The 16,564-nt window shown below is 73.0% G+C and carries 18 protein-coding genes and 4 pseudogenes; 6 read left to right on the top strand and 16 right to left on the bottom strand.

Features of this window, described 5'->3' with window-relative positions; all coding sequences use genetic code 11:
* The first annotated feature begins 112 nt into the window (after positions 1-112).
* Entirely contained in the window at positions 113-1,930 is a 1,818-nt protein-coding gene (locus ABGA99_RS11730) for an alkyl sulfatase dimerization domain-containing protein (RefSeq protein WP_347577721.1), read from the top strand.
* Positions 1,931-1,951: 21 nt separating this feature from the next.
* Here the strand turns inward: ABGA99_RS11730 and ABGA99_RS11725 are convergent, their stop codons facing one another.
* Together ABGA99_RS11725 and ABGA99_RS11720 are read right to left on the bottom strand one after the other, a co-directional pair.
* Positions 1,952-2,263 carry a hypothetical protein gene (locus tag ABGA99_RS11725; protein ID WP_347577722.1) on the bottom strand — a complete coding sequence of 104 codons (312 nt, stop codon included), beginning with the start codon at positions 2,261-2,263 and terminating at the stop codon, positions 1,952-1,954.
* Between the two features lie 77 nt (positions 2,264-2,340).
* On the bottom strand, positions 2,341-2,616 hold the full coding sequence (locus ABGA99_RS11720) for a hypothetical protein (protein ID WP_347577723.1): 276 nt from the start codon (positions 2,614-2,616) through the stop codon (positions 2,341-2,343).
* 88 nt (positions 2,617-2,704) lie between these two features.
* Between ABGA99_RS11720 and ABGA99_RS11715 the strand changes: the two genes are divergently transcribed.
* Positions 2,705-3,091: a VOC family protein gene (locus ABGA99_RS11715; RefSeq protein ID WP_347577724.1), complete on the top strand. Its 387-nt coding sequence runs from the start codon at positions 2,705-2,707 to the stop codon at positions 3,089-3,091.
* Between the two features lie 31 nt (positions 3,092-3,122).
* Here the strand turns inward: ABGA99_RS11715 and ABGA99_RS11710 are convergent, their stop codons facing one another.
* Complete coding sequence (locus tag ABGA99_RS11710) at positions 3,123-3,506, bottom strand: helix-turn-helix domain-containing protein (protein ID WP_347582594.1); 384 nt, start codon at positions 3,504-3,506, stop codon at positions 3,123-3,125.
* Between the two features lie 99 nt (positions 3,507-3,605).
* Here ABGA99_RS11710 and ABGA99_RS11705 point away from each other — a divergent pair, with 99 nt between their 5' ends.
* Positions 3,606-4,007, top strand: a complete 402-nt coding sequence (locus ABGA99_RS11705) for a Rid family hydrolase (protein ID WP_347577726.1) — start codon at positions 3,606-3,608, stop codon at positions 4,005-4,007.
* On the opposite strand, the pseudogene ABGA99_RS11700 reads toward ABGA99_RS11705, so the two are convergent.
* From ABGA99_RS11700 to ABGA99_RS11645, 12 genes and pseudogenes are all read right to left on the bottom strand, one after another.
* Positions 3,964-4,233 (bottom strand): annotated as a pseudogene (locus ABGA99_RS11700) (2Fe-2S iron-sulfur cluster-binding protein); the annotation flags it as partial. The gene ABGA99_RS11705 and the pseudogene ABGA99_RS11700 overlap by 44 nt on opposite strands.
* Position 4,234: 1 nt before the next feature.
* Positions 4,235-5,128, bottom strand: a pseudogene (locus tag ABGA99_RS11695) (molybdopterin cofactor-binding domain-containing protein); the annotation flags it as partial.
* A gap of 317 nt (positions 5,129-5,445) precedes the next feature.
* A complete protein-coding gene (locus ABGA99_RS11690; RefSeq protein WP_347582593.1) occupies positions 5,446-6,300 on the bottom strand; it encodes an indole-3-glycerol-phosphate synthase in 855 nt (284 codons plus the stop codon).
* Positions 6,301-6,310: 10 nt separating this feature from the next.
* A complete protein-coding gene (locus ABGA99_RS11685) occupies positions 6,311-6,496 on the bottom strand; it encodes a hypothetical protein (protein WP_347577728.1) in 186 nt (61 codons plus the stop codon).
* Positions 6,497-6,502: 6 nt separating this feature from the next.
* Positions 6,503-7,192, bottom strand: coding sequence for a transglutaminase-like domain-containing protein (locus ABGA99_RS11680; protein WP_347577729.1), 690 nt, complete (start codon positions 7,190-7,192; stop codon positions 6,503-6,505).
* A gap of 15 nt (positions 7,193-7,207) precedes the next feature.
* Positions 7,208-7,876: pseudogene (locus tag ABGA99_RS11675) on the bottom strand (acyl-CoA dehydrogenase); the annotation flags it as partial.
* 92 nt (positions 7,877-7,968) lie between these two features.
* Positions 7,969-8,859 (bottom strand): tryptophan synthase subunit alpha, encoded by an 891-nt coding sequence (gene trpA / locus ABGA99_RS11670; protein WP_347582592.1) that lies wholly within the window; start codon positions 8,857-8,859, stop codon positions 7,969-7,971.
* Positions 8,846-9,319: a hypothetical protein gene (locus ABGA99_RS11665; protein WP_347582591.1), complete on the bottom strand. Its 474-nt coding sequence runs from the start codon at positions 9,317-9,319 to the stop codon at positions 8,846-8,848. Before ABGA99_RS11665 ends, trpA begins: the two co-directional genes overlap by 14 nt.
* Positions 9,320-9,457: 138 nt before the next feature.
* Positions 9,458-10,930, bottom strand: coding sequence for an AMP-binding protein (locus ABGA99_RS11660; RefSeq protein ID WP_347577732.1), 1,473 nt, complete (start codon positions 10,928-10,930; stop codon positions 9,458-9,460).
* A 364-nt stretch (positions 10,931-11,294) separates the two neighbouring features.
* Positions 11,295-12,191, bottom strand: coding sequence for a DUF3152 domain-containing protein (locus ABGA99_RS11655; RefSeq protein ID WP_347577733.1), 897 nt, complete (start codon positions 12,189-12,191; stop codon positions 11,295-11,297).
* A 17-nt stretch (positions 12,192-12,208) separates the two neighbouring features.
* Positions 12,209-12,847, bottom strand: coding sequence for a superoxide dismutase family protein (locus ABGA99_RS11650; RefSeq protein WP_347582590.1), 639 nt, complete (start codon positions 12,845-12,847; stop codon positions 12,209-12,211).
* A 126-nt stretch (positions 12,848-12,973) separates the two neighbouring features.
* Positions 12,974-13,555 carry a hypothetical protein gene (locus ABGA99_RS11645; RefSeq protein WP_347582589.1) on the bottom strand — a complete coding sequence of 194 codons (582 nt, stop codon included), beginning with the start codon at positions 13,553-13,555 and terminating at the stop codon, positions 12,974-12,976.
* A gap of 309 nt (positions 13,556-13,864) precedes the next feature.
* Here ABGA99_RS11645 and ABGA99_RS11640 point away from each other — a divergent pair.
* From ABGA99_RS11640 to ABGA99_RS11630, 3 genes and pseudogenes are all read left to right on the top strand, one after another.
* Positions 13,865-13,996: pseudogene (locus ABGA99_RS11640) on the top strand (endoglucanase); the annotation flags it as partial.
* A gap of 228 nt (positions 13,997-14,224) precedes the next feature.
* A complete protein-coding gene (locus ABGA99_RS11635; protein WP_347577736.1) occupies positions 14,225-14,947 on the top strand; it encodes a tRNA-dependent cyclodipeptide synthase in 723 nt (240 codons plus the stop codon).
* The gene (locus tag ABGA99_RS11630) at positions 14,934-15,962 is read left to right on the top strand and encodes a squalene/phytoene synthase family protein (protein WP_347577737.1); all 1,029 of its coding nucleotides are present in this window, start codon (positions 14,934-14,936) and stop codon (positions 15,960-15,962) included. The genes ABGA99_RS11635 and ABGA99_RS11630 overlap by 14 nt, the downstream gene beginning before the upstream one ends.
* A 71-nt stretch (positions 15,963-16,033) precedes the next feature.
* Here the strand turns inward: ABGA99_RS11630 and ABGA99_RS11625 are convergent, their stop codons facing one another.
* Positions 16,034-16,420, bottom strand: a complete 387-nt coding sequence (locus ABGA99_RS11625; RefSeq protein ID WP_347577738.1) for an SH3 domain-containing protein — start codon at positions 16,418-16,420, stop codon at positions 16,034-16,036.
* Positions 16,421-16,564: the final 144 nt, after the last annotated feature.

Below are 16,564 nucleotides of genomic sequence, written 5' to 3'. Positions count from 1 at the left end.
CGAAGAGACGGCACTTCTACGCGTGTCACTCGAACGGCCCGGCCCGGGGAGTCCGCCGTATCTGCCTGGCAGAGGCTGGTATCACGGCACTTACCCCCGTGGGAGGACCCGCATGGCCACGCCCGACCCCAGCGACCCCGCGGACTTCGAGGCCGCCGACCGCGGCTTCCTCGCCGGCCCCGTCGATCGGCAGGTCACGGCCGCGGACGGGCGGGTGGTGTGGGACTTCGACGACACCGCCTTCCTCGGTTCTCTTCCCGATGGCAACCATCCCGACACCGTCGACCCCAGCCTGTGGCGGCAGGCGAAGCTGTGTGCGCGTGCCGGGCTGTACGAGGTGGCCGAGGGCGTTCTGCAGGTGCGCGGGTACGACCTGTCGAACATGACCCTGATCGAGGGCGATCGCGGGGTCGTCGTCGTGGATCCGCTGATCTCGCGGGAGACCGCCGCCGCGGCGCTGGCCCTGTATCGCGCGCAGCGGGGCGACCGGCCCGTCACCGGCGTGGTCATCACGCACTCGCACCTCGACCACTTCGGCGGCATCCTCGGGGTCCTCGACCCGGACGCGGACGTGCCGATCCTCGCCCCGGCCGGGTATCTGGAGCACGCCGTGGCGGAGAACGTCTACGCCGGCACCGCGATGCTGCGCCGCGGCTTCTACTACGGCGGCATGAACCTGGAGCGCGGTCCGGCCGGGCTGGTCGGCATGGGACTGGGCTTCACCGCCTCGACCGGTACGCCCGCGCTGCTGCCCGCCACGACGGACGTCACCCACACCGGGCAGACCGAGACCGTCGACGGCGTGCGGTTCGTCTTCCAGATGACGCCCGGCACCGAGGCCCCGTCGGAGATGAACTTCCTGCTGCCCGATCACCGGGCGCTGTGCATGGCCGAGAACGCCACCCACAACCTGCACAACATCCTCACCCTGCGCGGCGCCCTCGTCCGCGACGCCCGCGTGTGGGCCCGCTATCTCGACGAGGCGCTACGGCTCTTCGCCGCCGGCGCCGACGTGCTGTTCGCCTCCCACCACTGGCCGACCTGGGGGCAGGGGGCGATGCGCGACTTCCTGACCGAGCAGCGGGATCTGTACGCCTATCTGCACGACCAGACACTGCGGCTGGCCAACCAGGGCTACACCGGCACCGAGATCGCCGAGATCATCGAGATGCCGCCGTCGCTCGCCGCGGCCTGGCACACGCATGGCTACTACGGCACCGTCAGCCACAACGTCAAGGCGATCTACCAGCGCTATCTCGGCTGGTACGACGGCCACCCCGCCTCGCTGTGGGAGCACCCGCCGGCCGAGACGGCCAAGCGCTATGCCGAGTGCATGGGCGGCGTCGACGCCTTGGTGGCCAAGGCCAGTACGTACGCCGAGAACCAAGATCTGCGCTTCGCGGCGCAGCTCCTCAAGCACGCGGTCTTCGCCGATCCCGACCACACCGGCGCCAGGAACACGCTCGCCGGCGTCTTCGAACGGCTCGGCCACGGCGCCGAGTGCGCCACCTGGCGCAACTGCTATCTCGTCGGCGCCCGCGAGCTGCGCGAAGGCGTCGCGCGGACCGATATCGCCGCGAGCAGCCTGATGGCCGCCCTCAGCGTGGACCAGCTTCTCGACTCCGTCGCCATCCTCGTCGACGGCCCCCGGGCGTGGGATCTCCATCTCACCCTGGACTGGCACGTCACCGACCTCGGCGAGCGCCACCGCGCCGCGCTCTCGCACGGGGCCCTCACCCACCACCGTCTTGACGGCCAGCCCGCAGAGCCGGCCGACGTGGTGCTGACGCTGACCAAGCCCCAGTTGCTCACGCTGCTGGCGGGTGAGGATCCGGAGGACATCGAGCACACGGGCGACCTGGGCGTCCTGCGCACCCTGCTCTCCGTCCTCGACAAGCCCGACCCCGACTTCGCCGTCGTCACCCCCTGACGGATTGCGCGGAAACGGGAGTCATCCCGCGGGCGGCGGGCCCCAGCCGCCGTGCGGCTGCTGCGGGGGCGGCGGGGCACCGTAGGGCTGCTGGGCCGGGTACGACGGGGGCTGCTGCGCAGTGTGCCGGGCAGCGCCGCCGGGGCTGCGGTCCAGTACGCCGCAGGCGACCGCCCCGATCATGAGGCCGATACCCAGGAACGAGCTGGACTCGCGGATCTGCTGGAACTCGATGCTCTCCACGTCCGATCGCTCGGCGATCATCGGCATCACGAATCCCTGCACGAGAAAGTACAGGCCGCAGACGAAGAGCACCCATCCGAAGATTTTCATACGCGGCACCCTACGTCGGGCATGCGCGCCGCCAGGCCGGATTCCGCTTCCCGAAGTCCGGGCGGCCACACCGGCGTTCAGGCTATGTCGCCCGCCCAGTCCCAGCGCGCCGGAGAACCGGGCGCGGGGGCATACGTGGCGCGGCCGCCGGCGCCGAAGCGGCCCAGCTCGGTGGGCAGGGCCGCACCGGCGGCGATCTCCCGCGGGCTCCAGCCGGTGATGTCGAGCAGCAGCCCGTCCAGAGGGCCGCCGACCAGCTCTGCATAGTCCCGTCCCGGCCGCGGCCCCGGGTGCGGATCGTCGTGTTCCGTGCCGTAGACCCGGCCGCGCAGCAACTCCTCGTCCCTGTCCATGACCCCAGCCTCTCAGCCGCCACTGACAGTCCGCCCCGGGCGCGCGGCCGCCCGCGCGGGGCCGGGGAGCGGCCCGTATGCTGCGCACATGGCATGCCGAATCACCGAACTGGTCATCGACGCCGCGGACCCCGAGCGGCTCGCCGCGTTCTGGAGCGAGGTCCTCGATTACGTCGAGCTCGACCGGGACGACGACGGCACCATCGAGATCGGGCCGCCCGACGCCGGTTTCGGCGGGCTGCAGCCTACGCTCGTGCTGAGCGCGAGCAGCGAGCCGCGCAAGGGGAAGCTGCCCCTGCACATCGACGTCAACGCCACCGACCGCGACCAGGAAGCGGAGCTGGAACGGCTGCTCGCGCTCGGGGCCAGGCACGTCGACATCGGCCAGACGGGCACCGAGAGCTGGTACCCGCTGGCGGATCCCGAGGGGAACGAGTTCTGCCTGCTGCGCTCCCGGGTGCAGCCCCTGACGTGAGGTCCGTGACCGCTTCCGACCTCAGGTCGCCTCAGGCGTCGAAGCGGCTGCGTGCGTCCTCGATGTGGCCCAGATACTGCTGGGTCCAGCCGCACATGGCGTCGACCGTGGCGCGCAGGGCGCGGCCCGGCTCGGTGAGGGTGTATTCGACCCGCGGCGGCACCGTGGGGTAGACCCTCCGGTCGACCAGGCCGTCGCGTTCCAGCGTGCGCAGGTTCTGGGTGAGCATCTTGTGGCTGACGCCCTCGACCTCCTTGCGCAGCTCGCTGAAGCGCAGGGTGCGCTCGCCGAGCGCTTCGATGATCAGCAGCGCCCATTTGTTGGCGACGTCGGAGAAGATCTCCCGCGCCAGGGAATCCGCGCGCCTGAGGTCGGCGTCCTCGGGGAGGCCCCCGAGTTCGTGCTTGGTCACCATCTGGTTCCTCGGTTACCGAAAAGTGCGTTCTTCCAGGTCAGCGTTCACTCTCTTACAGTTTCCGAGTAACCGCAAGAGAGCACAGAGAGGACCCTCACCATGGCCACCACCGACGCCTTCCACCACGGCGTGGCACCCGAGAACGACTTCGGCTACGCACAGGCGATCAGGTCCGGCGACCTGATCCATGTCTCCGGGCAGGTCGCCTTCGACGAGACGGGCGAGTTCGCGTACGCGGACGACTGCGCCGCGCAGCTCACGCTGACGTACGCCAACCTCGACAAGGTCCTGGAGCACTACGGCGCCACCCGCAACCAGATCGTCTCGCAGACCGTGTACGGGGTGCGCCTGCAGCAGAACGCCGAGGCGATCTCCGCCGGCAATCTGGCGTACTTCGGCGCCCACCGCCCGGCCAGCACCGTCGTCGGTGTCACCGAGCTGGCCTTCCCCGGCCAGCTCATCGAGATCGCCGTGGTCGTGGACACCCGGCTCGCCGCCTGAGGGGCGCGCGCCACATCCGTTCGGCGCCCGCCCTGATGGCGTCGCGGATACGGACGTAGGTGCCGCAGCGGCAGATGTTGCGCAGGCTGTCGAGGTCGTCGTCGGTGATCTCGCGGCCCTCCGCGGCCACCCGGCGCACGAGGGCCACGGCGGCCATGATCTGGCCGGGCTGGCAGTAGCCGCACTGGACGACGTCGTGGTCGAGCCATGCCTGCTGCATGGGGTGGCAGCGCGCGCACGGCGTCGATGCACTGGCCGAAGGTCCCGGCGCGTACGGCGACGCCGGTGTCGATCGGCACGACGTCGGTGACGCCGGGCATGGCGGCGACGTCGGCGAGGTCGGCGACGGCGCCGGGCTCGCCGTTGATGGTCGGCGGGCGGCAGACCATCGTGGGCTTCGCGTCGGGGACGTCGAGGTCCATCGCGAACTTCTTGCGGCCGGTGACCGCGTCGCGGGCGTCGATACGGTTGTGGGGCCGGCCGATGACGGTGAAGTCCTCGCGGGCGGTGAGGCGGACCTCGACGGGCCGGGAGCGGGTGGCGGCGGCCTTGGGGGCGAGGGTGCCGAGGTCGACCATGGCGCCGGAGCGGCCGCGGACGGCGCCGTCGCGCAAAGTCAAGTGCGCGATGGGCGAACCGAGTTCGGCCGCGGCGGCGGTGAGCAGCCGGTCGCGGGCGACGGCGGCGGCGACACGGATGGGCGTGTAGGTGGCGATGGTGGTGTGGGAGGCGCCGGTGAGCTGGTTGAACAGCAGCTCGGGGCGGGCTTCGGCCGGCGTGACCCGTACCCGCTCGGCCGGTACCGACAGATCTTCGGCGATGAGCATGGCGGTGGAGGTGGTGACTCCCTCTCCGACCTCGGCGCGGGGCAGGGCGAAGGAGACGGTGCCGTCGGGCTGGACCTCGACGGTGATGAGGCCGGCGGTGGGCAGGGCGGCGGCGGTCATCACGTCGTTGAGGTCGAGGAGTTCGGTGAGGTCCGCTGAGGCGGGGGCGGCGCCCGCCCCGGCGGCGGGTGTGAGCTGGGCGGCTGCCACGAGGGTGGGGGCGGCCAGCACGTAGCCGAGGAACCTCCGCCGGCCCGGTCCTTCGTGCGGTCGTGCGCCGTTCGGTCCGGTCATCGTCCGGCTCCTTCCGCCCGGTTGCCCTGGGTGCCTCCGCCGCGGGCGACGGCCCGCGGCGGGGAAGTACCAGAACGTACCGGCCGGGGCGCCGCCCGGCACAGAAGAGATCCGGCCCCGCGCCGTCGGTCGCCGCCGCCCGGCCCGCCGACGGCGGCCACCGCGAGCGCGCGGGTGGTGCCGGTGAAGGACCGCTCGGCGGCGCGGCGTTCCTGCTCGTCGCCCGGGACGGCTACCGCGCCCCGGCCGCACGGCGTCTCCGAGCGTGCGGACCTGACGACGGGCGCGGTCTGCTCGCTGTTCGGCCGGGTCGGGCATCAGGCTGCGGCGGCGCCGGTGCTCGGTGTGCTGCCGGCTGCTGCCCGTTCCGTACGGCCGGACGGTGCTGTCCGTACGGAGGGCTCGGCCGCCTGACGCGGGTGGCCGTCCCCGGCCGCCGCTTCGGCGTCGGGCAGCAGTGCGCACAGGTCACCGAACCAGGCGTCCAGGTCCTCCGCGCGCAGCAGCCCCGCGCCGATCAGCAGGCCGCGGAAGCCGGCCCCGAGAAGGGCCGCGGCCCCCTCGGGGGTGTCGATGCCGCCGGCGCTGACGGTCAGGCCCGCGCCGGCGGCCCGGACACGGGGCAGCAGGTCGTGGCTGCGGCCCAGGTCCGGCTCGTTGCTCTCACGCGTGCGGATGTCCTTGTTGTTCACCGCCACGACGCAGGACTCGGCCCGGGTGAGCGCGGACAGTTCCGGGCCGGAGGTGATCTCGACGAACGGCGTGACGCCGTGGGACAGGCAGGCGTCGATCAGCACCGCCATGAGCCGGTGCGGCAGGATCGTGGCGGTGAGCAGCACGGCCGCCGCACCGGCCTCGGCGACCTGCCGGATCTGCCTCTCCTTGGTGAAGAAGTCCTTGACGAGGACCGGCAGCGACGTCGCCTCGACCACCTCGTCCAGGAGCCGGGCCGTGCCGCCGAGCCACGAGCCGGTGACGACGGAGAGCGCGGGCACGCCCAACTCCTCGTAGCGGCACACCAGATCGCCGGCGGTACGGCCCCGCAGCAGGTCCTCACCGCCCGCCCTGGACTGATTGATCTCCATGATCACCGGCAGGTCCGCCGCGGCCAGCGCGTCGCCGAAGCGCTGGTCCGTCGCGTTCACGGGGGTGATGTCAGCCGGAAAGGGCATGCTGTTCCTCCTACGGGGCCTGCCGCCACGCCGTGTGCCAGGCGTGACGGATGTCGCCGACGAGCGCCGGCGCGAGATGTCCGGCGGCATCGCGCGCGCCGTTGTCGACGTCGATGCCGACGTCGTGTTCGTGCGCCAGGGCGGCGCGCTGGTGCTCGGGGCTGTCCGCGGTGATGCCGCACGCCGTGAACCACACGGGACTTCAGCCCTTCCGCGCGGTGGCGTCGGCGTGCAGCGAGCCCGCGACCAGACGGGTGCTGCCGGGGGCCGCGAAGATGCCCGGGTGCGCTGCGCGCATGCCGGCGATGAGCCGCTCGTACGGCAGGTCGTCGAACTCGCCGTGCTCGTGGACGACTTCCATGTAACGGGCGCCGTGGGCGTCGTACGGGTGGTGGACGCTGTCGGCTCTGCCGTCGAAGTCGAGCGGACGCATGCCGTGCAGTCGGCACAGCAGCCGGTTGAAGACGGGGGTCGCGCGCACCCATCTGCCGTCGAGGTGGAGCGAGGTGAAGGTGTGGTAGCAGAAGGTGTCCCCGCCGACGAGCGTGCGCAGCGCGGGCGACGACAGATGGTTGCGCACGTCGGTGAGCACGAGCCGCGCGGGGATGCCGACGGCGCGCAGGGCGGCGGCGTAGAGCACGGACTTGTGGATGCACATGCCTTTGCCGGTACGGGCCACCTCCCCGGCGGTGACGCCGGTACGGGACAGGTCCACGCCGTAGACCTCGTAGTTGATGCCGTCGCGCACCGCGTAGTAGAGACGTACGGCCATATCCCTGCTGTCGAGCCCGCCCTGCGGCAGCGCGCGGCGGACGAAGTCGCCGACGTCGGGATCGTCGGAGTTCAGGAACTCGGTGGGGGCGAGGGCGCTTTCCAGGTCTGTCGTCGTCATCGGTGTTCTCCCGCATCAAGCGGCGCGCCCCAGGCCGAGCGTCGCGGCTATCCGGTTGTACTGGGTCTCCGTGGTGCCGGAGTAGATGGTTCCGGCGACGGCGCTGCGCAGCTCCTGTTCGAGGCCGTACTCCGCCATGGAGCCGTTGCCGCCGAAGACCTGCACGGCGCCGAGGGCGGAGTCGAGGGCCGCGCGGCTGGCGACGAGCTTCGCGGTCGCCAGGTCGGCGGTGACCTTGCCGCCCGCGGTGAACTTCTCGGCCGTGCCGTAGAGCCACTTCCTGGAGGTCTCCAGGCCGATCTTCATGTCGACGATCCGGTGGGCGACGGCCTGGGAGCCGCCGATGGCCCGGCCGAAGGCGCTGCGCTCCCCCGCGTACTCGACGCAGCGGTCGAGGCGGCGGCGCATCTCGCCCGTGCTGACGATGAAGCAGCACAGGATCTCCCACGTCATCACGTGGTCAAGGACGAGGAATCCGGCGCCCTCGCGGCCGAGGACGTGGGTCTTGGGCACCCGGCAGTCGTCGAGGTGGAGCGAGCACAGCGGCGAGGACTGCAGCCCCGTCTTCTCGATGGGGCTGCCGAAGGTGAGGCCGGGCGTGTCGCGTTCCACGAGGAAGGCGGTGGCGCCGAGGGGTCCCGCGGCGGGTTCGGTCCTGGCGTAGACGACGAGGTCGGCGACGGGGCTGACGCCGATGTCGTCGGCCTCCGGAAGGAGGCGACGGCTCATGCCGTTTCGCCACTCGACGCTGAGGGCGTCCTTGAGTCCTCTCCCCCTCACGTTGCCGCTCCCTTCGCGGTGTCGCCTTCTTCGGGGCGGCGGCCGGCCGCGGGCCGCAGTCCGGTGACGAACTGCTCGATGTCCCGCACGAGATCGCCGCCCTGCTGGTGGGCCTGCGCGATTCGGCCGACGAGGGCGCTGCCGACGATCGCGGCCTGTGCGCCGAGCGACCCGACCGCGCGTACGTCGTGGCGCGTGCGCACCCCGAAGCCGACGGCGACCGGGACGTCGGTGGTGCGGCGCAGGGCGCGTACGGCGGGGCGCAGGCGGGCGGGGGCGGGCGGCGCGGCGGTGCCGGAGCGGCCGTAGCGGGCGACGAGGTAGACGTACGCGGTGGAGCGCCGGGCGGCCCGCAGCAGGACGTCCCCGGGGGAGTTGGCGTAGCAGGTGGTGACGACGCGCTGGCCGGTCTGTTCGGCGGCTTCCCAGTAGGCGGCGGTCGCGCGCGGCGGGAGGCCGTGCAGGAGTACGGCGTCGGCGCCCGCGGAGCGGCTGCGGCGCAGGAACGGCTCGACGCCCAAGGGGCGTACGGAGTGACGCCAGTCGGCGAGCAGCGCGACCTTGGTGTGCCGCAGCCGGGGCCGTACCCGCTCCAGCACGTCCATCACCTCGGCGACGCCGGTGCCGGCGGCGAGCGCCCGCTGCGCTGAGGCACGGACGACGGGGCCGTCGGTGGCGGACTCGGGGGACGGGACGGCGATTTCGACGCAGTCGACGCCGAGGCCGTCGAAGAGCAGCAGGAGGTCGCGGGTGCGCTCCAGGCCCGGGTCGCCGGCGTTGAGGAAGAGGGCGAGGCCGGGGTTCCGGGGGGTACGGCCGGGGAAGAAGGGGTCGTCGCTCGGCCGGGGCGGCGGACGGCGGGTGAGGTGGTCGCTAGGCGCGGACACCGGCCACCTGCCTCGCCGGCTCGGTCACGCGGCGGGTGTGCAGCCGCTCGACGAGCCGTACGGCGGCGCCGTCGTGCAGCGCGTCCTCGGCGGCATGGAACGCCTCGGGCAGGCTCCGGTCCGCGCCCGCGGCGAGGGCGGCGACGGCCGCGTTGAGGCAGATGCTCTCCCGCGCGGCGGCCGGGCCCTCCCCGCGCAGGAGCGTCAGCAGGTGCGCCTCGACGGGCTCGCCGGGGCCGGCGGGGCAGGCGGCGGGGAGGCGGTCGCGCCGGGCGTCGAGCGAGTCGGGCAGGGCGACGACGGAGTCCGCGTGGGGCAGCCGGGTGGAGCGGGACGCCACGACGCCGACTGCCTCGCCGGGGCGCAGGCCCTTGTGCGCCGCCCGCTCCCACAGGTCGTGCCGGCTCGCCTCGTCCACCGGACGGCGCCCGACGAGGGCGGGCAGTACGCCGGTGGGCACGGTCAGCCGGCCTTCACCGTCGGGACGGCGGACGCCACGAAGGCGTCGGTCGACGCCGTGGTCCTGCAGTTGTCCGGGACGACGTCCATGGCGTCGATGCGGGACATGCGTCGTTCCTTCCCTGTACGGGTGGTGCGATCAGAGGCTGTTGGCCACGGTGCGGCGGTCGATCTTCCCGGTGGCGGTGCGCGGCAGCGGCGCGTCGACGAACTCGATGCCGCTGGGGATGCCGGCCCGCGGCAGCTCCGCGGCGACGTGCTCCCGCAGCCGCAGGCTGTTGAGCAGGGATCCGGCGGCGCGGTGCACGACGGCATGCAGCCGTTTGCCGGTCCGCTCGTCGGGCAGGGCGATGACCACGGCGTCCGCCACCTCGGGGTGGGAGCGCAGCGCGCCCTCGACGGCGGCGGTGTTGATGCGGATGCCGCGGACCTTGACCATGAAGTCGCTGCGGCCGTCGAGGGTGAGCACGCCGTCGGGATGGCGGGTCACGAGGTCCCCTGTGCGGTAGTACGGGCCGGGGGTCACGCCGTCGGGATGGCTCACGAACGCCTCGGCGTGCTGCACCGGGTCGAGGTAGCCGCTGGTCTGGAAGGGGGAGGTGACGATCAGCTCGCCGCGCCCCGGTCCTTCGAGGACGGTGCCGTCCTCGGCGAGGATGTCCGAGGCGACGCCTTCCACGGGGCGGCCGATGGGCACGGCGCCGTAGCGGCCGAGATCGCCGGCGGGGTCCATCTCGTGGACGAAGGTGTCGTTGGTCTCCGTACAGCCGTAGACGTTGCGCATACGTGCCCGGGGGAAGAGGCCGGGCAGCGCGGCGAGGCCGGCGGAGGACAGCGCGTCGCCGGTGACGAGGACTTCGGTGACCGGGGCGAACTCGTCGCCGCGGGCGTCCTTTTCGGCCGCGGCGAGGAGCTGGAAGAGCATCGGCACGCCCTGGATCACGTGCACGGGGCACTGCTGCAGCAGCGTGAGCAGGTGGCCGGGGTAGGCGGCGCGGTTCTGCTCCACCAGGGCGACCTGGCCGCCGTGGGAGAGGGTGGTCCAGACGTCGAAGAGGCTGAGGTCGAAGTGGAGCGGCGCGTAGCTCAGTACGGCCGTGCCGACCCGGACGCGGAACGTCGCCGCGGCCCACTCCACGAAGGCGCCGATGGCCGCACCGGGCAGGGGCACCGCCTTGGGGAAGCCGGTGGATCCGGAGGTCGTGAGAACCAGCGCGGTGCCGTCGGGCACCCGGCTCTCGGCGGGCTTTCCGGCGACGGCAGGTCCCGCGGTGCCGGTGGTGAGGGCGCGCGGGTCGGGGAGTACGACGGCGCCGGTGTCGGCGAGGAGTCCGTCCAGCGGCTTTCCCGCCACGTCGGCCGAGGGCACCAGCACCGGCCTTTCGGTGCGCATGCAGGCGAGCACGACGGCGATGGACTCGGGCGACTTCGCGGCGACGACGGCGAGGGGATTCCCCTCCGGAATGCGGAGCGCGGCGATGCTCTTCTCCGCCGTGCGGGACATCGCCAGCAGATCCCGGTACGACACCGCGCGGCCCTGCCAGAACAGGGCGGGGCTCTCCGGGTGCCGACGCGCGACCGTCGCTATGCGTTCCGCCAGCGGGAGAGCCATGCGGGAGTCCTCCACATTCCTGTCCGACGAGCTGTCCGCCGCACCCAGGATGGGAACAGATTGCGGCGTGCCGCATCTCGATCGACGCTGTCCGGTCCGCCCGTCGGACGACTTCCGCTGCCGTGTCGAGTCCGCTGATCAGCCACGTTCCCCGGAAAACGGCAGCGGCGGCCCGGGGCAGGGGATGTCCGCGCCGCGCGCGGTGGTGCGCTGAACGGGTGAGGGAGATCAGTGTGATGCTGTGCGAGAACTCCCCCGCACCGCGATCGGAAAGGACGCCGCGGCCACTGCCGTACGCGACCGGCCGCCCTCCGGGCAGCGCATGGGCTGTGTCGAGGACGAGAGGTGACCGGCGGGCCGCCGGTCAGCCCCGGTCCGGGTAGGGCCAGGGGTTCGTCTCGCACCGCGCGCCGTCCGTGCTGAGGGTGAGCGTCTGCTGCATCATGACGGGCGCGCGCGCCCCGTCCCGTCCGCAGAAGGCGTGCAGGTGCCCCAGCCGGTGCCCCACCTCGTGGTTGATGAGCATCTGGCGGTAGCCGAACATGTCGTCGCCGTAGGTCGTCGAGCCCTGGGCCCACCGGAAGGCGTTGATGAGGACGCGCTCGGTCAGGGCGGAGTCGCACGAGACGTTGTCGACGGTGGTGTCGAAGCCCGACCTGGCGCACCACTCCCCCGTGGTGCCGGGGCTGGCGAGGGTGACGGCGAAGTCGACGGACCCGGCCGAGACGCGCTCGAAGGTCCGCCGGCCGGACCCGCCCCAGCTCCGCGCGTCGTTGAGGGTTTCCTGTACGGCGCGGGCGAACATCCGGCCGTCCAGGGGCACGTCGTCCTCGACATCGACGCGGTAGCGCACCACCCGGCCCGGTCCCTGGGCCGGGTCGTAGCCGGGCACGGTCTCGAACGTGCCGGGGCCCGCCAGTTCGGCGGGGAGGGGTGACGTCTCGCTCATCCGGCGCCGGTAGAGCAGGTCGCCGAGGGCCGGCATGTCCGCCGCGCCGCCGGCGGCGAAGCCGGAGCTGTGCGGCAGCCCGGCGGCCGGTGCGCGGTACGGCACGTGAAAGCCCGACGCGCGTTGCTTCACCTGGAGGGGCGGAGGCTTGGCGTCGTCGACGATGCCCCGCGGCGCGTGGGAGCGCAGGGCGTCGGGGACGAGGTTCGGGGGGAGCGCGAAGAGCCAGAGCGCCACCCCGGCGGCTCCGAGGAGCGCGAGCGCCGCCGCGCCCGCCGCGAGGCGCGTCGACGTCCCTGTACGACCGGCCACCCCAGACCACTCCCCCTCTACTCGAACGGCACCGACAGGCAGGCCAGCCACGCACCCGCCACACCGGCCTCGCCCGGCTGCCTCATCGTCGCGTGCTCGTGGATGACGACGGAGCGGGCCTGGCCGGCCCGGAACCGCCAGTCCTGGTGCGCCGAGGATTCGGCGCTGCCCCGGGGGCCGGTGGTGACGTCGAGCCACGCCTCGTTCTCGGGGTTGGCGTACGCGGGGTCGGTGGACGGCTGCACGGGGGCCGGCTTGTTCTGGTAGTGCGGGCCGGCCTCGTCCGGGCTGCTGCCGCAGGGGCGGGTGTGGACGTGGGCGCCGTACGTACGGTCGGGCAGCAGGCCGGTCAGGCTGAGCCAGATGCGCGTCTTGCCGTTACGGGCCACCTCCACCACCTCGGCACCGGCGCCCGCGGGCACCAGCGCCGGGTCGTACGTGAGCCCGTCGCCGGGCTCGGCCTCCGCCGGCGGCAGGAAGTACGCCTCGCGCGCGACGACGTCGGGGCCCTTGCCTTCTGCGGCCGACGCCGGCGCGGGGCCGGCCGCCGCGGTCACCAGCAGCGCCACCGCCGCGGGCACCACCGCCAGCGCCGCCGCCCTGCCCCGGTGCCGCCTCACCGCCTTCACCCCTGTCGCCACCGTCTGCACCGCCACCACTCCTCGCCGCCGCTCCACGCACCTGCACGTACGCCTCCACCCTGGCGGCGACGGCGGTGGCAGCCGTGTCGTACGCGCGTGGCGTCCGGGTGACGCGGAGGGCGGCGGGGCCGCGGGCGGCGCCTACTTGCCGCGGTGCGGACCGCCGGAGTGGCTGCGGCTCCAGGTCTGGCAGCCCCGGCTCCGGACGAACTCGCCGTCGTGGACCGTGAGGTGGGTCGGCCCCCAGGTGGAGCCGCTGAGGATCGCGACCAGTTCGCCGCCGTGGTGGGCCAGCCGCGCCCACCGGCAGCCGCCGGGCTCGCCGTCGGAGCCCTGCGTCGTGTACGTGCCGGGGGCGATGGCGCCGCCGACGAAGAACGTGCCGTTGCCGAACGAGGTGGCGAGCCGGTGTCCGTCACCGGAGGAGCGGCGCGGCGGGTGGGGCTCGCCACGGGTCGCGGAATCCTCGGGCCGGCTCCGGGTTTCGGCCGCCCCGTCCTGGCCGGACTCCTTCCCGGCCTGCTCTTCGGGCCGGGCGGTCTCGGCCGCGGTCTCCCGGACGGCCGACTTGGCGTCGCTGACCGGTTCGGTTCCGCCGGTGGTCAGCATGGCGGCCACCACTCCCGCCGCCACCATGAGGGCGCACGCGGCACCGATCGCCAAGCGGTTGTCCAGGAACCGCTGCACCAGCGGCAGGTCAAGGAATTCGGTGAGTTTCTTCATGGCCCCATCGCTCGCATGCGCATAGTGGATGATTAGCTACATAACTTACTTTTCGCATGCAGAAACCCGGCCCTCCCCCGGCTGCGCCACGGCGGGTGTCACCGCATTGGCGCAGGGAACTCCGTGCGCACCCGCCGGTGTCGGCGCTCGCTGCCCACGGAGGGGGTCAAGCCCGGCGAGTACCGCACGGAGGGCTTCATCCCGGGTGGGCGGGCACGGAGGCGGCCGCGGCGGATTCCGGGCGAACGGGGCACGCGGCGGCGGGCGGCGCAGGGCGCTCGTCCGGTCGGGCGTCCGGGCGCCGGCGGCTGGATCAAGCGGCCCGGGGACTCCGACGGAACCTGCCGCGGCGGCCCGTCGGCGGGCCGGTGGCGGCCGCGGCACGCCCTGGGCCTGGCCCGCGCCGCCGCGGCGAACGACGGCGGGACGCCCGGCGGCTGAGCGCGGCGGCGGGTCCCGCCGATCCCGGCGGCGCAGCCGGGGGCGCGGGCGTACCGCGGGGGGCGCTTTAGTGCACGCGCTTTCACTTTCAGTGTCCGTATGGATGCTATGGGTAATCAATCGACGATCTCGTGGCGCGTCCATCGCCCCGGATCGGCTCGCCGTCCCTCGTATCCCGCCCCGGGCTCCGCCCCCGTCACCGGCGGGAACCTCTCGGAGGTGTCCCTGGTGGAATTCACCGACACGCCCCTGACGCCGAACTGCGCCCGGGTGTTCGACTCCGGCGCGCACGTCGTCGTCGGAGTCAGCCTGGGCAACAGCTACTTCAACGGCGACGTGCTGCGCGGGCTGCTGCGGTGGCTGCACGCACGCTTCGAGACGATCGACGTCGTCGTCCCCGACTCCTCGTACCACGACAACCTGCTGGTCGCGGGCCATCCGGCGGCGTACGCGAAGCGGAAGACCACCCGGGAGACGGCCACCGCGCGCAGCCGGATCCTGCGGTCGTGGCAGCAGGCGGGGATCGGCGCGCCGGGCGCGGAGCACCTGCATCTGCTGTCGACGCTCGCCGGTGACGCCGTCTACCGGAGCCTGCGCGCACAGGTGGCGCGGGGGCTGGCGGAGGACGCCGAACTGCGGCGCTGCTGCCTGGAGATGAGCGCGTCCGCGCTGCGTTCGCAGTTACGGGGTGCGGAGCCCTCACCGGCCCAGGCCGAGGCGGGCCTGGGGTACCTGGAGGCCGAACTGCCGTTCTTCCTCGGCTCCGCCGACGTGTTCGGGGTCGCCTCGTCGGTGTGCTTCTACCACCGGCCCATTCCGGCGGCGGAGCTTCTCTTCTCCCGCAGCGGGAGCCTGCGCCCGCCGTCTTCGCAGGGGTACGCGCTGATCCGCCCGGCGCACGCGGCCGGCGCGGTGCCGGCGGAAGGGGAGGTACAGGGTGTTCGCCCATGAACTGAACGCCGCCGGGCTGCGCGGCGCGGAAGCGGAGGCCGCATACGCCGCCTGCGGGCGGTACTTGAGGCGCCGCAACTCCGCGGCGTTTCCCGTGGCGCGCTTTCTGCTGCCGCCCGGCAAGCGACCGTACTACGACGCGATGCTCGCGTTCTGCGGCTACGCGGACGACGTCCTCGACACCACCGAGCAGAGCACGCACGAGCGCGCCGAGCGGTTCGACGCCCTGCGGCACGAGGCGCTGCGCAGGATCGACAGGGGCACCGCCACGGCCGCGGGCACCGGCGCCGGGCCCGTGACCGCCGAAGCCGTGCTGATCTGCCGGGCGCTCGCCCACACGGTGCGCACCTGGGACATGGACCCGGAGGGGATCCGCCGCTTCCTGCGCACGCTGCGCACGGACCTCGACACCGACTCGTACGCGACGTTCGAGGATCTGGAGCTGTACATGCGCTCCGTCAGCGGCGACATGAGCATCTGGGTCAACACGCTGCTCGAACCGGCCGACGACGAGGCCACGGTGAAGGCCATCGCCCTCGGTTACGGCGTCTACATGCTGGACTTCCTCGACGACATCGCCGAGGACGCCGCCCTGGGCCGCGTCTACCTCCCCCTCGCCGACCTCGAACGCCACGGCCTCAGCCGCGACGACCTCACCACCGCGGCCGCCCGGCAGCGGATGACCCCGTCGCTGAAGGAAGCGGTCCGCTTCGAGGCCGACCGCGTCCGGCGCTTCTTCCGGCTCGCCGACGGCTGGCACCGCCACGTCCACCCGTCCGGGCAGGAGCTGCCCCGGCAGTACCTGGAGCTGGGCCGTACGGTGCTGGCCGAGCTGATCCGCGACGACTACGACATCTTCCAACGCCGCCGCAGCACCCGCCTGCTGTGCACGGCGCGCGCCGGTGGCACCACCGCGCGCTCGTATCTGCGTACCCTCCGGCATCGCCGCGCGCACCCCCACCGCATCCCGCCCATCCCCGCGCAGAGCGCGGGCGGGGACGGTCAGGGCGCGTAGGGCCCGGTCCACGCGAACGCCCGGCCGGTGCGACCGGCCGGGCGTAGCGGCGGGGGTGAGCCGCGGCGGGGTCACCGCCGGCAGAAGGGAATCTGGTCCAGGTTCAGCACGTAGCGGGCGGACATGTAGCCGTGGCGACTGGAGTTCAGCGGCACGCGGTACCAGATGTCGTTGCCCCCGACGTTCTGGCCGATCACCTTGCACTCGATGTGGACGATCGACCCGGAGCGCGCGTGACCGAGGATCTCGCTGCGCGTCGTCGGCTTGGCCCGCTTGTAGACGACGCTGTTGCCGAGCACCTTGCCCCGGTACGGGGCGTGCTGCACCTCGGCGACCGGCGCTGCCTCCGCTTTCTGCCCCTCGGAGTCGGCTGCGGCGAGCGAGGGCGTCGTGGCGAGCGCGCCCAGGGTCAGGGCGGCGGTGGCCACGAGGGTGGCGGCAGCCTTGCGGATCGACATCGGGGATCTCCTTTCGCGGTGCTACGCGCACCAGAGCGGGGAGGAACGTGAGAACCGTAGGAGAAGCCGGTCGCGACACCGCCCTATTACGGTCAGACACACCCAACTGCCCCCCGTCCAGCCCAATCCGGGCGGGACCGTGGG

Origin of the sequence: Streptomyces sp. B5E4, assembly GCF_039871555.1 — a bacterium.
In the GTDB taxonomy this organism is placed as follows: Bacteria; Actinomycetota; Actinomycetes; order Streptomycetales; family Streptomycetaceae; genus Streptomyces.
The sequence above is the reverse complement of the archived record's forward strand: the minus strand, read 5'-3'. Positions and strand labels throughout refer to the sequence as shown.